This window comes from Desulfocastanea catecholica (genome assembly GCF_054657295.1).
Genome location: NZ_BAAHYZ010000007.1, coordinates 117,998 through 132,312, shown reverse-complemented (window position 1 = coordinate 132,312; position 14,315 = coordinate 117,998). Strand labels below are relative to the sequence as shown.

The following is a 14,315-nucleotide window of genomic DNA, read 5'->3' as shown; positions in this document are numbered from 1 at the left end:
AAATGGCGGATAGAATTTTTGGCTGTATCGCCCTGGCCATTGTCCTCGGCTATGGTTTTATTGCCTTCACCATAATTGAAGCACCATTCCAGTATGACCCGCTGGGGCCCGAGAGCTGGCCGCAGATACTTGCGGTCTTTGCCGGTCTCTGCTGTATTTATATAATCCTACTGCCCGATGGCGGTGGGTTCAAGGTTCTCGGGACGACCCTTGTTCGTGTTGCCGTCCTGATCATTTTGTTGTCGGGCTACGCCTATCTCTTTGAGCCGCTGGGCTTTATCCTGTCGACCACCCTGTTTTGCCTGGTTCTCTCGAAAATTCTCGGTGCCACTGTCGGGCAGGCGGTGCTGTTTGGTGTCGCATCCGGTAGTTTCGGGTATCTGATCTGCGCCGTCTTGCTGGACTTGAACCTGCCGGAAGGCATGGTTTTACACATAGTGCGAGGACTGTCATGAACGAAGTACTTTCCGGACTCTACCAAGGTTTTGGTGTCGCCCTTGACCCGATGAATCTCCTCTACGTGATTATCGGCTGTTTCTCGGGGACACTTATCGGTGCCCTGCCGGGAATTGGCCCCATCAACGGGGTGGCCATTCTTCTGCCCATTGCCTACGGTCTGGGCCTGCCACCCGAGTCGGCCCTCATTCTTCTCGCCGGGATCTACTATGGCGCCGAATATGGGGGTCGTGTCTCGTCCATTCTGCTCAATGTTCCGGGCGATGCCGGGGCGGTCTTTACCACCCTTGACGGCAATCCCATGGCCAAAAAAGGAGAGGCGGGACGGGCTCTGTCCCTGTCGGCAATCGCTTCCTTTGTCGGCGGGACGATTGCCGTCATCCTCATGTCTCTTTTCGGGCCAATGCTGGCCTCGGTTGCGATTCACTTTAATCCCTCGGATTATGTCGCCCTGATGGTCTTCGCCTTTACCTGCCTGGCCTCTCTTGTCGGCAAGAATCCTGTGAAAACTCTGCTCGCGGCGATAATGGGCCTGATGATCGCCTCCATCGGCATCGATGCCAATACCGGGGTAGCCAGATTCACCTTCGGTATTCCTGATATCCTTGCCGGCATTGATTTCCTCGTTATCGTTATCGGTCTTTTCGGCATGGGTGAACTGATAACTCTGGTGGAACATCAGATAACCGGCAAATTGATGGTCCTTCCGGTCGGCAAAAGCTTTGTCTCCCTCAAGGATCTGCTCGTGGTCAAATGGATAATCCTTCGCTGTTCGTTGATTGGATTTTTTATCGGTGTTCTGCCGGGGACCGGGGCCTCGGTGGCTTCGGCCGTGGCTTATGGTACGGAAAAACGGATAGCCGGGAAAAGTGGGGCAAGTTTCGGCACCGGAGATATTCGCGGTCTTGCCGCACCGGAGGCGGCCAATAACGCCTCGGCCGGGGGAGCTATGGTACCCATGCTCACCCTGGGAATTCCCGGTTCCGGAACCACCGCTATTCTTCTTGGAGCGCTGCTGCTTTTCAATGTCACGCCCGGCCCCTTGATGTTTCAGCAGCGCCCGGAGATTGCCTGGGGCTTGATCGCCTCCATGTATATAGGTAATCTTGCGCTCCTGGTCATCAATCTGCCGCTGGTCGGTCTGTTCGCCCGGCTGTTGACCATCCCGCAGAAATATCTGACCCCGCTGATCGCCGTCCTGGCCTTTATCGGCGTGTATTCGGTGGTGAGTAATCCTTTCGATCTGTACATGATCATCGGCCTTGGTCTTTTTGGCTGGCTGATCAGGAAGATGGGTTTTTCTCTTGCCCCGGTCATTCTTGGAGTGGTTTTGGGTAACCTGTTTGAAGACAATCTGCGCCGGGCGCTGTCAATATCCGGCGGCGACTGGATGGTTCTTCTGCAGTCCGGACGGAGTATAGTTATCTACATTCTTACCGTGCTGATCCTGGTTCTGCCGCCTCTTTACAGCAGGATAAAGAGAAACAGAACAAAAGAAACGGCGGATATCGAGAAATGATGTCTCCGGCCGCATCGGATTGAACAGGAAGATTGCAGAATAAAGGTATGACTGGAAAATCAATAACGGCAGGGTTGCAGGGCAATTCACTGCTGCGGGTGATTGTCACACTTGCAACAGGTACTGCTGGGGCTCTGCTGGCGCATATGGCCGGGCTTCCGGCCGCTGCCCTGATCGGTTCCACCCTTGCCGTTTCCGTCGTATCGTTTTGCCGACTGCCTACTTCTGTTCCGCCGTGGCTGAGGAATATGGCCTTTGCCGCCATCGGCTGTTCTCTTGGTTCCGGGGTGAACACTGATTTCCTCGAACTGGCGGTGAAATGGCCTCTTAGCCTGGGCGGCCTTGTCCTGGTCATGGGTGCGGTGCTCTTTGCCGGCAGCTGGGTTCTTACATCCTTTTTTGGTCAATCGAAGGTGACCGCGATCCTGGCGGCTTCGCCGGGGGCTCTGAGTTATTCCCTGGCCATTGCTGCCACCGGCGTAGGCGACGCCAGGGCAATCATCGTTATTCAGAGCATCAGATTATTGTCAATTACGACCGGTCTGCCCCTGATACTCGACTTGATGGATCTGCAGCACGGTAGCGGCGGCGGTAACGGGCAGAGCAGTATCTCTCTTGCGGCTACCGCCGGTCTGTTCCTGCTGACGCTGCTCTTTGGCTATCTATTAAACAACAGACGATTACCGGCTGCTTATCTGATAGCCGGGGTCCTGGTGAGTGGCGTCCTGCATTATCTGGGGGTTGTTTCCGGCCGGCCGCAAAGCGGATTTTTATGGGTCGGTTTTGTCATTACCGGCGCGGTCATCGGCGCCAGATTTACCACTATTCCGCTTGCCGATATTAGACGACTGGTTGGCGGAGCCATGGCCGTGGTTGTCGTTTCCAGCGGTCTTGCCGCGTTTTTTGCGGTTTTGGCAGCAAAAATTCTTCATTTACCTTTTGGCCAGCTATGGGTATCTTACGCACCCGGCGGAGTAGAGGCAATGGCGGCAATGGCCCTTTCTCTCGGGTACGACTCGGCCTTCGTCGCCACGCATCATCTTTTTCGAATCATTTTATTGCTTTTTATTCTGCCCGTTCTTCTGAGAATGTTCAGAAAAACCGAAACCAAAACATCCTCTAACGGGTAAAGAACACGCTCAATTTACTTCATTTATCCCCATCCAAATTTAGGAAACACATATGATCGCACAATACAGGCAGACAGAAAAAGCACGACTGATGCTTGGGGTTGAACCATTGCCGCTGACCCGGCAACAGGTCCTGCAAGTCACTCTCCTCCTTGAACAGCGCCATCGGGAAAGTGAATTTCTATTAGGACTGCTGCAGGACCGGGTCGAGCCGGGCGTTGGTCAGGCGGCACAGGTAAAGGCAGAGTGGCTGGAAAAAGTGGCGCTCGGCCAGGTTTCTGTGCCTCTACTGGCACCGAAATCCGCCATCGCGATGCTGGGACAGATGGGCGGTGGCTATAATGTCGGGGCACTGGTGCGGCTGTTGGCGAGAGAAGGGAGCGCAGCATCGGCCGCAGCAGCGTTGAAAGGGTTGATCAAAGTGTATGAGGCCTTTGACCAGATAGCGGAACTGGCAGAACGAAATCCTTACGCGAGGGAAATTATTGAATCATGGGCGAAAGCGGAGTGGTTTACCACAAGTTCTGCTCTGTCCGAGACGATGGCCCTGACCGTCTATAAAGTGGATGGGGAGATCAATACGGATGACTTCTCACCCGGCAACCAGGCGCAGTCCCGGGCTGATATCCCCCTCCATGCCACCTTCTTCGGGTCCAAGCGATTTCCCGGCGGGATCGAAAAGATCAGCGAATTGCGCCGGGCCGGAAAGATCGTCGCCTTTGCCGGCGATGTGGTCGGCACCGGTTCGTCCCGCAAGTCGGCGATCAATTCGCTGGCCTGGCATATCGGCCAGGATATTCCCAATACCCCGAACAAGCGGCGGGGCGGTGTCGTGCTTGGGGCGACCATTGCCCCGATCTTCTATGCTACCGCCCGAGACGCCGGAACCTTAGCTCTGCAATGCGATGTTCAGCAGCTGAAGACAGGCGATGAGATTGTTCTCGATTTGACGAGCTGGCAAATCATTTGCGGTGACAGGGAAATCGCCGTAGCGTCACCGCCACCTACCTTGAAGGACGAATATCGGGCTGGAGGTCGCTTGAATCTCATTATCGGCAAAGACCTGACCCGTCTGGCCTGCAGTTTTCTCGGTGTTCCGGAGCCGGACTTTTTTGCAGCCACCGAGAATCCGCAAGCCAAGGTATCCCAGAGCTATACCCTGGCGCAAAAGATGGTCGGCCGGGCCTGTGGACTACCTGGCGTCCTGCCCGGTACGGTCTGCCAGCCGAAGATAACCACCGTCGGTTCCCAGGACACCACCGGGCCGATGACTATGCAGGAGATTGAGGAGCTGGCATGTCTGCGATTCAAGACCGATTTGTTCATGCAGTCATTCTGCCATACCGCCGCCTATCCCAAGAAATCTGATGGTCCACGGTGGCAGACAATGACCGAGACCACTATCAATTGCGGCGGGGTGGCACTGAAACCAGGGGACGGGGTTATCCATCCCTGGCTGAACAAAATGCTCATCCCCGATACAGTGGGCACCGGTGGCGATTCCCATACCCGCTTTCCTTTAGGCATTTCTTTTCCCGCAGGTTCCGGCCTGGTCGCCTTCGCTGCGGCGCTCGGTTTCATGCCCCTGGAGATGCCGGCGTCGGTACTGGTACGCTTTATTGGCCGGCGTCGGCCGGGTATCACCGTGCGGGATATGGTCAACGCTATTCCCCTGGCGGCGGTTGCGCATGGCTTTCTTACCGTCAGCAAACAGGGCAAAAAAAATATCTTTGCCGGGGCGATCCTGGAGATAGAAGGCATTGATGATCTCAGTGTCGAGGAAGCTTTTGAACTGAGTGATGCCTCCGCTGAGCGAAACGCTGCTGCCTGCACCGTCGCTCTTCCCCTGCAGGCGGTGACGGAGAATGTGCACAAGAATATCACCCTGCTGAAACACCTGGTTGAGGACGGCTATGCCGATACCGAGGCTCTCCTGCGACGGATCATGGCTCTGGAGGAATGGCTGGCAAAACCGGTACTGCTGAAAAGAGATGACCAGGCTGAGTTTCTTGCGGTCCTGGAAATAGATCTCGATGCTCTTTCTGAGCCGCTCCTGGCCGTCCCAAATGACCCGGACGATGTCAGACCGCTGAGCGCAGTTGCCGGGACCAGGATCGACGAGGCCTTTATCGGCTCGTGCATGACCCATCTTGGTCATCTGCAAACTGCAGTCCGCCTGCTCGAAGGTGAGCAGTATGCGGCAAGTCGGATGTGGATAGCCCCCTCCACCCGCATGGATCGCGACGCCCTCCGGGCGGAGGGTGGTTTGAGCATCTTCGGCCAGGTCGGTTGTAGGGTCGAAATTCCGGGTTGCAGCCTGTGTATGGGTAATCAGGCGCGGGTGCGGCCAGGGGCCACGGTTATTTCCACCTCGACCCGCAATTTCGACAATAGGCTGGGCGATGGTGCCCAGGTCTATCTGGCATCGACAGAACTCACCGCAATAAGCGGTCTTTTGGGCAGGTTGCCGAGTGCAAAAGAATATTTTGCCTTTCTCGCCAGAAAATAGGGGAAGGTACGTACACCCAAAGCAGTCTGCCCAAAGGAGTCTGATATGACCAGGATACAAGTAAAGAACCCAATTGTTGAGCTGGATGGAGATGAAATGATCAGAATTATCTTACCACAGAGGAATTTTGGATAAAACTTGATGAAAATCTTCCATTGGTAATGGAGATGGCGGTGAAGCAAGTATGAACAGCCATTTTCACGCGGATAAACTGTTCTTTTGGTCATTTTGATCCCGGTGTGTTAGCTGTTTATAAAACTAGCCCCAAAGCTCGAGAACCAGGTTCCGGCTCAGGTCGAGATATTTGTCTTGCATCTCCGGAGCATTGCAGAATATTTCCAGGGTAATGGTGCTGTCGTAACCGGCTGCTTGTAACGAATGCACCGCATTTTTCCAATCAACCGTTCCCACGCCCAAAGGCATATGATCATCGGATCTGGATCGGTTGTCGGAAAAATGAACATGCTGGATATGTTCGCCCAGCTCGCCGCAAAAAACCTCATGATTGTCGAGGCCGAAATTCGCATGACCGACATCAAGATGCAGTTGTAAACCGGGTACCGCCGCCAGCAAGGTTTTAAAAGTGGAAACGCGGTCAAAGGGGGCTGTATAGTTCTCAAATACCAGCGTCAGCCCATGGGAGGCGGCCATTGCCTCGATCGGTTGCAATGCCTCGATATTCAATGCCAGCAGATCTTTTTTCATCGCCGGCGGACAAAAATAGCAGGGATGGATGTTCATTACCTGTGCCCCCAGGGCGGAAAAAATCTCGGCACATCGCTCGAGTTCCACAAGGCAGGCGTCGCGGACGGCCTGGATCGGATAGGCATAGGGCAGGCAAGGGTCGGTATGGCCGGTGATCGAGAGACCATAGGCATCAAGCAGCGGCCGCATTCCGTCAATATCAACGGTGGCGGCATGCGGTCCTTCGATGGTCAAATCCAAAAAATCAAATCCGGCCTTGCCGCAGAATGCTGCTTCGTCGTAGACCGATTTGGACGGGTTGTTCATTATGCCGATTTTCATGGTAGATTTCTTTTTGTTGGTATTTTTACTGGTAAGACATGATTTGTCAAGGAACAGGGAACAGTATGACGAGCATCATACAGAGGAAACATACTCCTGGTGGAAAATCCTGCCCCGCCTGGCCTGCAGATTCCACCATCACGTCGTGTTTTTCCGAGTGTGGGCAATATCGCTATGAGCTTGCAGAGATTTGGCATCAAGGTAAGCCGCTGGTCTTGTGGATTCTTATGAATCCGAGCGTTGCATGCGAGGACTACAGCGATCCTACCCTGCGCAAGACTGGTAAATTCGCACGTGCATGGGGCTATGGAGGTCAACTGATCGGCAACCTTTATGCCTATCGCGCTACCGATAAAAACAGACTGCTGGATGTCGATGACCCGGTCGGGCCGGACAATGATACATCGATCCTTCGCATGGCCAGTCAGGCTAAAACAATCGTTCTTGCTTATGGTCAACCGCCAAAAAAACTTCAAAAGCGGGGACAAGAAGTTGTCGAACTGTTAAAGAATTATCCAGGGCTTTCCTGTCTGAAATTGGCGATAGACGGAAAAACCCCCTGTCACCCCTTATACCTGCCCGGCAACCTCATCCCGAAACCGTATCGGTGCGTTAGCGTGTGACTCAGTAAATTTTATATGAAAATCATATGCAGGGAGAATTATTTGGAATTGTTGAATACTCATTTGGAAACATTGTATTCTTACTTAAGAGCGATCTTTGTTTTTGCTCTATTGATAGCACTGCTATCATTCGTTAATGGATGTTCCATCGTCAAAAATACAACTCCACCGGAAGAATTTGAGTATAAAAAAACAGGAATAGCTTCATATTACGCCAAGAAATTTCAATACAGGAAAACAGCCAGCGGCGAGACCTATAACGATAATTTAATGACAGCGGCCCATAGGACCTTACCCTTTGGCACCGATGTGGTTGTGACAAATCTCAATAACGGCAAATCTGTTAAGGTCACCATTAACGACAGAGGCCCATATGTAAAAAGGAGAATTATTGACCTCACCAGGGCTGCATTTTCAAAAATTGAAAATATCGATAAAGGGATTGTAAAAGTGGAAATCAGGGTTGTTAATTAATCAAAAGCTTATAAACCTGGCTGCACGACATCAGTACACACATCAGAATCACCAGCGGCCGAATCAACCTCTCGCCGCCGTGCAGCATGGTATGACTGGCGAGCATTGCCCCGCAGAGCTGGCCAGCCATCATCGCCAGAGCGAGTATCCAGACAAACTTGCCGGCGGCGGCAAAGAGGGCCATGGAGCAGATGTTGGAGGTGAAATTAAAGAGTTTCGCCCGAATGGTGGCCTGCAGCAGTGTCTGGCCGCGAAGAAGCACCCCGCTGGCGGCAAAAAAAGAGCCGGCCCCTGGACCGATCGCCCCATCATAAAAGCCGATGAGTGGAACGGCGGTAAGGCCATAGGCCCTTTCTGATTGTCGGGCGATAGTTTCCAATTTACCCACCTGCGGGACGGCAAAGAAATACCCGGCGACACCGAGCAGAAGAAAAGGAATTCCCCAGTGCAGCCAGCTGGTATCAACTCTTTGGATCAACCAGGTGCCGAGCATTGCACCGATGGCCGCAGTACCGACCAGGGGCAAAAGCCGCATGACTTTGAGATGCCCTTTCATGATCAGCATGAGTGTCGCGGTCATGGTGCCGACAAACCCCTGGGCCTTGTTGGTTGCCAGTGCGGCAAGTGGTGGTACCCCCGCCAGCAGCAAGGCCGGCAGGGTGATGAGCCCGCCTCCGCCGGCCAGGGTATCGACCCACCCAGCAAGCAAACCGACCAGAAACATAATCAAGATAATTGCCGTCGACCAATCGAGTTCAGCCATATTGACTCCTTTACCGGTACCCTCACCGGACCTGCGCCCTGATGTACAGACAGCGTCTCAGGATGGTTATGATAATACCGGATCATTATAATCAGTTTTGATGCTAAAATAGAGCGTTACTAGAATGAATGCGATGGAAACGAGGAAAAGAACCCGATACGCATCCGCCTGCATGAAGGAAAGCAGATCGAGGGCCTTGCCGAAGAGAAGAGGAAAACCGCAACCAACCGGGATGGTAAGAATCGGCGCTAGGGCAAAATAGGAGGTGGTATCGGCTTTACCGGCAAATTTTTTCACCGACGGGGCATAAATCATATTGCGGATCGCCCGGGAAAATCCCAGCAGATAACTGACTAGGAAGAATGTATGATACCCAGGCAAAAAGCTGAGAAGAAGCAACAGGAATAAGGTTATCAATTTCGACAGCACGAGCTTTTGTTTCAGCCCGAGAAGGTTCGTTGCACCGAGAAAGATGTTCACGGTGATCGAACCGGCATAGATGCAGGCAACAAAGATATTTTTAAAGCAGACGTCTCTATACTCTATATTGGTCCATCGTAGTTTACCGTAAACACTTTTGAACCACTCCACTGCCTGCTGTCATTCTTGCCACCCTGCGCCACTGGTGCAGCCGGGGAGCATCAATTCATTCTCGCCTGACGCTGTGACCATTATTGAGGAATAACCAGCCTCATTGTATCCGCGATTGAACAAAAAACCAGCTTTTAATAAACAGCCCTCCCGGCATCACCGGCGTTGAGTATGCCTTGTCTGATGCCGTAGTTCTTGCTTGATGCTTGTGCAAATAGGAGCCGGGATGAGACGACAGCTGCTCAATGAAAGGTCGATCTATACAATTGCTAGATAACTTGTTATCTTATCGGCATGGGATTAAAGATGTTCCAGTAGTGAACCAAGTAAGTCGATATGAAAATTTCAACAAAGGAGAATTACATGGAAAAATGGGTATGCACTATTTGCGGTTATGTTTACGATCCGGCTGCAGGGGATCCCGATAATGGCGTTGATCCGGGTACAGCATGGGAAGATGTGCCTAGTGATTGGGTGTGCCCGCTTTGCGGGGCTTCAAAGGACGATTTCGAAAAAGAATAAAAACACACAGGCGTTCTGATAGGAGAAGGCTAGGGGCCTATCCGAGAATAGGCATTTTCACAAAAACTGTACATACTGTAATTGTTGCACTGCGGACAATTTGTATCTGCAGCCAACCGGGTATGAGTGATTGTAAATGTGAGAACGATAAGCTGTTTTTTGACTGTCCCGGGAATGGGGGAAGGAGGCTTCCCCCATTCGGAGATCGGCGGGGTAATCCTATTTGATCAGATTTTTACTTTTAAGCCAATCCATGGCCACATCGTGAACCGGTTTATGGTCTACGTCCACGGCTTTGTTGAGCTGCTGCATCTCTTCTGTGGTCAGGTTATCCGCAAGTGGTTTTAGGATGGTTTTAATCTCCGGAAACTTATCAAGGATTTCCTTCCTGACGACTGGTACGGGATTGTAAACGGGGAAGAAAGACTTGTCGTCTTCAAGGTTGACAAAGCCGAAGGCCGCGATTCTACCATCTGTGGCAAAACCCATTGCAGAATTGACCAGCCCTTCTTTCAATGCCTGGTAGGTTAGACCCACAGACATTTTTTTGACCTGTTTGACAGGAAGCTTAAAATTATAGACTTTCATAAGACCTTTAAATCCGTCAGGGCGCTCCCAGAATTCAGAATCCAGAGCGAATATCAGTTTGTCCGGATTTTTAGTGACGTAGACTCCAAGATCGGAGATATTCTTGATGCCGAGTTTCTCCGCTTCTGCCTTATTCATCATCAGGGTATAGGTATTGTTGAACTTGACAGGATCGAGCCAGACAAGATCCTTCTCGGAATCGGCTTTTTTGACCCAGTCATAAACCTTTTCAGGAACTGTCATTGTTTCTGTGTCTTTCTGCTTGTAATACAGAGTGTATGCCGTGCCTGTATACTCGTAATAGAGGTCAAACTGGGCATTCTCCAATGATTTTCTGGCGATCACCGACCCGACCCCTGTCTTCAGCGTAACATCGAACCCTGCCTGTTCGAGAAGGATGCCGGCGAGTTCCGGAAGAAGGAGTTGTTCTGTATAATTTTTACCGCCCACTATTAGGCTTTTGTCCTTGGCCAGGACACTGCCTGGTAAAAGTAACGTCAAAATAAATATTGACGGAAGAACTAGTTTAAAAATCGTTTTCATGTCATACCTCCTGTTAGGCTCTTGACTGAATGCCAGAGAGTTCTAGTTTTCAAGGATTTGAACAAGGAATACGTTGAATATTTTGCTCAAATCCCTGGTTAAGTGCTCTTTTTTTGTGCAGAAAAAAAGAATTCCACACCTTTGCTACTTGGAAAGACGCAGACCCTTTGAGACCAGGGCCAGCCCCAGTAGTTCAGATAGAAAATCCGCAAAAAGTGCCAGTAGTGTTACCGGAATAGCACCGGCCAGCAGCTTGTCCGTCTGCATAAGACTTATTCCTGTGAATATGAGATCTCCCAAGCCTCCTGCCCCGATGACATAAGCGAGTGCGGCTGTGCCGATGTTGATTATCAGGGCTACCCTGAATCCCGTGAGAATTACCTCCATGGCATTTGGCATCTCCACCTCCATGAGAATCCTCATAGGGGGCATTCCCATGCCTTTCCCGGCATCTATGAGTTCCGAGGGTACTGCGGTAATCCCGGCAAGAGTGTTTCTAGCGATGGGAAGGATGGAATAGATGGTCAGCGCGAATACTGCCGGCTTCATGCCGATACCCAGGAAACTCATGGCCAGTGCTAGAACGGCAAGGGAGGGGATAGTTTGTCCCAGTCCGATAATATACATGCAGACCCCAGCGTATTTGCGAAACCTCTGCCTGGTAAGCACAATTCCCGCCGTTACTCCTATGATCGTGGCAAAAATCATACTTACGGTCACCATGTACAGATGCTGGAGGAACAATTCCATGATAACGGGATATTCGTATGGATCAGAGAGTAATTCTACTAAACCCGTTCGTTCAAACGTCACACCCGCAATCAGTATGATAACCGCAATGATAATCCTGTATAATTTTGCAAATAGTCTCTTCATCGCGAAAGTTTCCTTTGTACCCTGATGCCTTCTGGCGTCGTTATCCTTTCCAGCAGAGCCATCCCACCGTCTACGATTATGGCCAGAAGAGAAACAAGTATGGCGCCGCTCATTATCATCTCCGGATATACGCGGGCAATACCTTCCTGGATGTACACCCCCAACCCTCCTGCTCCGATGTAGGTGGCAATAGCTGCAACTCCAATATTCATGACGGCAGCCGTCCTTAATCCAGCAATAATTACTGGTATGGCCAGCGGGATTTCCAGCTCTCGCAAAAGCTTCCACTTACTCATGCCCATGCCTCTGCCTGCGTCCACCAGTGAAGGGGGAACATTCTTTATGGCTGTATAGGTGTTTCTGATAATAGGGAGCTGACTGTAAAGAACCAGGGCTATAATAGCAGGAACTTTTCCCAGGCCCATATTAACTATCGCAAGAATGGGGAGCATCAGTCCAAACAGGGCGAGGGAGGGGATGGTCATAAGTATGTTGGCACCGTTCAAGACCCTGGATGTAAACTGCTCATGCTTGGTGATGACGATACCCAGAACCACGCCAATTGGGGTGGCTATAAGAAGCGCTATGCCAACAATCCAGATATGCTCCCAGGTGAGATACACAACCTGGTTAAAGTTATCCATTATGAATCGCAGTGTACTCATGACGATACCTCGGTTTCCACATTTTCTGTTTCATCGGCGTAACTTGCTTTTACAGCTTTCTGTATGTCGTTGTAGGTTACCGTCCCGGCGAAGTTTTTATCTTCGTCTACAACGCAGAAGGTTGGGGTATCATACATAAGCATTGAGGAGAGGACATCCCGTAGTGGGGTTTTTTCCCTCAGGAAATGGGGATACGGTTCCACCACATCTCGTACCGGCCCTTCTTCATACTTGAGAGATTTCTGCGTAACGAAGCCTATCGGTTTGTTGCCTTCGAGCACTATGCCGTAGCGAGATTCCTTTGTGCTCAAAAAATGTAATGCTTCCTGACAACGGTCGGCTCCCTGGATGATGTTCTTTGGCTTTCGGTTGATAATATCACTTACCTTCATGAGTCCAAGGACTTTCAGTGCCCTGTCGGCACCCACGAAGTCAGAGACAAATTTGTTTTTGGGCTGGGTCAGAATGATCTCGGGTGTGTCGTACTGTACAAGGCGTCCCTTGTTGAAGATAGCAATGCGATCTCCCATCTTTATCGCTTCGTGTATATCATGAGAGACAAAGGCCACAGTCTTTTTCAGCTTTGCCTGAAGTTTAAGAAACTCATCTTGAATCTCTTCTCTGTTTATGGGGTCTATCGCGCCGAAGGGCTCATCCATGAGAAGGATATTGGGGTCTGCAGCAAGTCCCCGAGCGACCCCCACCCGCTGTTGCTGCCCCCCGGAGAGCTCTGCGGGGTAACGGTCCCTGTATAGTTCAGGATCCAGGTTAGTCATTTGCAGCAGTTCATCAATGCGCTTACTGATACGTTCTTTGTCCCACCGTAGAAGTCTGGGCACAACGGCGATGTTTTCGGCTATGGTTTTGTTTGGGAAGAGCCCGATGGCCTGAATGACATATCCCAGGCGCTGCCTGAGCTGGACGACATCGATGTCCATGATATTCTGATCTTCTATGGTTATGATCCCTCGTGTGAGTGTCTCCAGTCTGTTGGTAAGACGCAGAGTAGTCGTTTTGCCGCATCCCGACGGGCCGAGAAACACCACTACTTCGCCCTTCGGAATGGTGAAGCTTATATTATCAAGGGCGGTAACGGTATTGATTCCCTTACCGAATATTTTTGTTACAGATTCATAAGTTATCATTGGAGACCTCTTTGTTCTCGGAGTTGCACATCTATGTTTAAGAGTATTGGTATAACCCTTATCGCGATCCTGCAGTTCCATACCATTGATCAGCGCAGGAGCCTTCTTGGCGTTTTCAGGTAGAACGGACTGGTTGCTTGCGTATACAGGTGGACAACTTTTATCGCCTTGCTCTTACTGAAATACCTTCACCATTTGGCAAAATTCGGTTGGTCAAGGTTGAATTTGGTGACAAGGCTACGCCTAAATCTGTTTACCTACAGAAATTTGCTGGAGTGGTTACACAATCAGTTTGGTATTCCTCCGGCATTACCTCTCATGCAGTTTGGTAATTAATGTTTTTGCCAAGTCACAAAGCACTATGAAAAAACTGAAAAAACACAATTTTCTGATTCTTCCGGCAAGGACAACGAACGACCATTCTTTTGGAATATTGTTGCGCATTCAAAATTACAAATGTATATAATAACATACATCATTTTTCAATACAAGGTATAAGCTAGGATGAAAGCGATGGTGGAGCAAACGGGATGACTGCCGAACAAATTCTTCGCGTTGCGATTACCAGATAAGCTGGCGGTTTCAGCTCTTTTAAATGCGGGTGTTCCCGTCGAAACGATTCAAAGTAGCGCTTGGCGGCATTCCGTTCACAATCGTTTTTGGTAGAACCTTCTTGTCGAGTGATGATCTCTGGGAATGTTGGAATAACAACCTTACAATCGGGGGAAGCAAAAGAAGCCGCATACATCTGCTGGTAGTATCGGATTACCCCATTTGTACATTTCTTCTTCATGCAGACAAACGACTCTTGTTGATTTTTATTTGACAGGCATTAACTTTTGTTTCGTTGTTGATCGGCTTCCATTCTCATCGACCCAGGTTTTT

Annotated in this window: 15 protein-coding genes; 7 read left to right on the top strand and 8 right to left on the bottom strand. The window is 50.7% G+C overall.

Annotated features, from left to right (window positions below):
* The first annotated feature begins 2 nt into the window (after nucleotides 1-2).
* Genes ACYQ8U_RS08620 through ACYQ8U_RS08605 form a run of 4 tightly spaced genes read left to right on the top strand, consistent with a single transcriptional unit; the run spans nucleotide 3 to nucleotide 5,614 of the window.
* Nucleotides 3-455, top strand: coding sequence for a tripartite tricarboxylate transporter TctB family protein (locus ACYQ8U_RS08620; RefSeq protein ID WP_459945130.1), 453 nt, complete (start codon nucleotides 3-5; stop codon nucleotides 453-455).
* Nucleotides 452-1,975 carry a tripartite tricarboxylate transporter permease gene (locus tag ACYQ8U_RS08615; RefSeq protein WP_459945129.1) on the top strand — a complete coding sequence of 508 codons (1,524 nt, stop codon included), beginning with the start codon at nucleotides 452-454 and terminating at the stop codon, nucleotides 1,973-1,975. The genes ACYQ8U_RS08620 and ACYQ8U_RS08615 overlap by 4 nt, the downstream gene beginning before the upstream one ends.
* A 47-nt stretch (nucleotides 1,976-2,022) precedes the next feature.
* Nucleotides 2,023-3,105, top strand: coding sequence for an AbrB family transcriptional regulator (locus ACYQ8U_RS08610; RefSeq protein ID WP_459945128.1), 1,083 nt, complete (start codon nucleotides 2,023-2,025; stop codon nucleotides 3,103-3,105).
* 52 nt (nucleotides 3,106-3,157) lie between these two features.
* Nucleotides 3,158-5,614 carry a bifunctional aconitate hydratase 2/2-methylisocitrate dehydratase gene (locus ACYQ8U_RS08605; RefSeq protein ID WP_459945127.1) on the top strand — a complete coding sequence of 819 codons (2,457 nt, stop codon included), beginning with the start codon at nucleotides 3,158-3,160 and terminating at the stop codon, nucleotides 5,612-5,614.
* Between the two features lie 258 nt (nucleotides 5,615-5,872).
* Here the strand turns inward: ACYQ8U_RS08605 and ACYQ8U_RS08600 are convergent, their stop codons facing one another.
* A complete protein-coding gene (locus tag ACYQ8U_RS08600; protein WP_459945126.1) occupies nucleotides 5,873-6,640 on the bottom strand; it encodes a sugar phosphate isomerase/epimerase family protein in 768 nt (255 codons plus the stop codon).
* 38 nt (nucleotides 6,641-6,678) lie between these two features.
* Here ACYQ8U_RS08600 and ACYQ8U_RS08595 point away from each other — a divergent pair, with 38 nt between their 5' ends.
* Complete coding sequence (locus tag ACYQ8U_RS08595) at nucleotides 6,679-7,263, top strand: DUF1643 domain-containing protein (RefSeq protein ID WP_459945125.1); 585 nt, start codon at nucleotides 6,679-6,681, stop codon at nucleotides 7,261-7,263.
* A 48-nt stretch (nucleotides 7,264-7,311) separates the two neighbouring features.
* A complete protein-coding gene (locus ACYQ8U_RS08590) occupies nucleotides 7,312-7,737 on the top strand; it encodes a septal ring lytic transglycosylase RlpA family protein (RefSeq protein ID WP_459945197.1) in 426 nt (141 codons plus the stop codon).
* Here ACYQ8U_RS08590 and ACYQ8U_RS08585 read toward each other — a convergent pair.
* Both ACYQ8U_RS08585 and ACYQ8U_RS08580 read right to left on the bottom strand, forming a co-directional pair.
* Nucleotides 7,730-8,500 (bottom strand): TSUP family transporter, encoded by a 771-nt coding sequence (locus tag ACYQ8U_RS08585; RefSeq protein ID WP_459945124.1) that lies wholly within the window; start codon nucleotides 8,498-8,500, stop codon nucleotides 7,730-7,732. The genes ACYQ8U_RS08590 and ACYQ8U_RS08585 overlap by 8 nt on opposite strands.
* Nucleotides 8,501-8,566: 66 nt before the next feature.
* On the bottom strand, nucleotides 8,567-9,091 hold the full coding sequence (locus ACYQ8U_RS08580; RefSeq protein WP_459945123.1) for a hypothetical protein: 525 nt from the start codon (nucleotides 9,089-9,091) through the stop codon (nucleotides 8,567-8,569).
* 363 nt (nucleotides 9,092-9,454) lie between these two features.
* Between ACYQ8U_RS08580 and rd the strand changes: the two genes are divergently transcribed.
* Complete coding sequence (rd, locus tag ACYQ8U_RS08575) at nucleotides 9,455-9,613, top strand: rubredoxin (protein WP_459945122.1); 159 nt, start codon at nucleotides 9,455-9,457, stop codon at nucleotides 9,611-9,613.
* A gap of 219 nt (nucleotides 9,614-9,832) precedes the next feature.
* On the opposite strand, the gene ACYQ8U_RS08570 is transcribed toward rd, so the two are convergent.
* The 5 genes from ACYQ8U_RS08570 to ACYQ8U_RS08550 form a co-directional block, all read right to left on the bottom strand.
* Nucleotides 9,833-10,744, bottom strand: coding sequence for an ABC transporter substrate-binding protein (locus tag ACYQ8U_RS08570; protein WP_459945121.1), 912 nt, complete (start codon nucleotides 10,742-10,744; stop codon nucleotides 9,833-9,835).
* Nucleotides 10,745-10,888: 144 nt separating this feature from the next.
* Nucleotides 10,889-11,620 (bottom strand): ABC transporter permease, encoded by a 732-nt coding sequence (locus ACYQ8U_RS08565; RefSeq protein WP_459945120.1) that lies wholly within the window; start codon nucleotides 11,618-11,620, stop codon nucleotides 10,889-10,891.
* Nucleotides 11,617-12,285: an ABC transporter permease gene (locus tag ACYQ8U_RS08560; RefSeq protein ID WP_459945119.1), complete on the bottom strand. Its 669-nt coding sequence runs from the start codon at nucleotides 12,283-12,285 to the stop codon at nucleotides 11,617-11,619. Before ACYQ8U_RS08560 ends, ACYQ8U_RS08565 begins: the two co-directional genes overlap by 4 nt.
* Complete coding sequence (locus ACYQ8U_RS08555; RefSeq protein WP_459945118.1) at nucleotides 12,282-13,430, bottom strand: ABC transporter ATP-binding protein; 1,149 nt, start codon at nucleotides 13,428-13,430, stop codon at nucleotides 12,282-12,284. The genes ACYQ8U_RS08560 and ACYQ8U_RS08555 overlap by 4 nt, the downstream gene beginning before the upstream one ends.
* A gap of 499 nt (nucleotides 13,431-13,929) precedes the next feature.
* On the bottom strand, nucleotides 13,930-14,223 hold the full coding sequence (locus ACYQ8U_RS08550; RefSeq protein WP_459945117.1) for a hypothetical protein: 294 nt from the start codon (nucleotides 14,221-14,223) through the stop codon (nucleotides 13,930-13,932).
* Nucleotides 14,224-14,315: the final 92 nt, after the last annotated feature.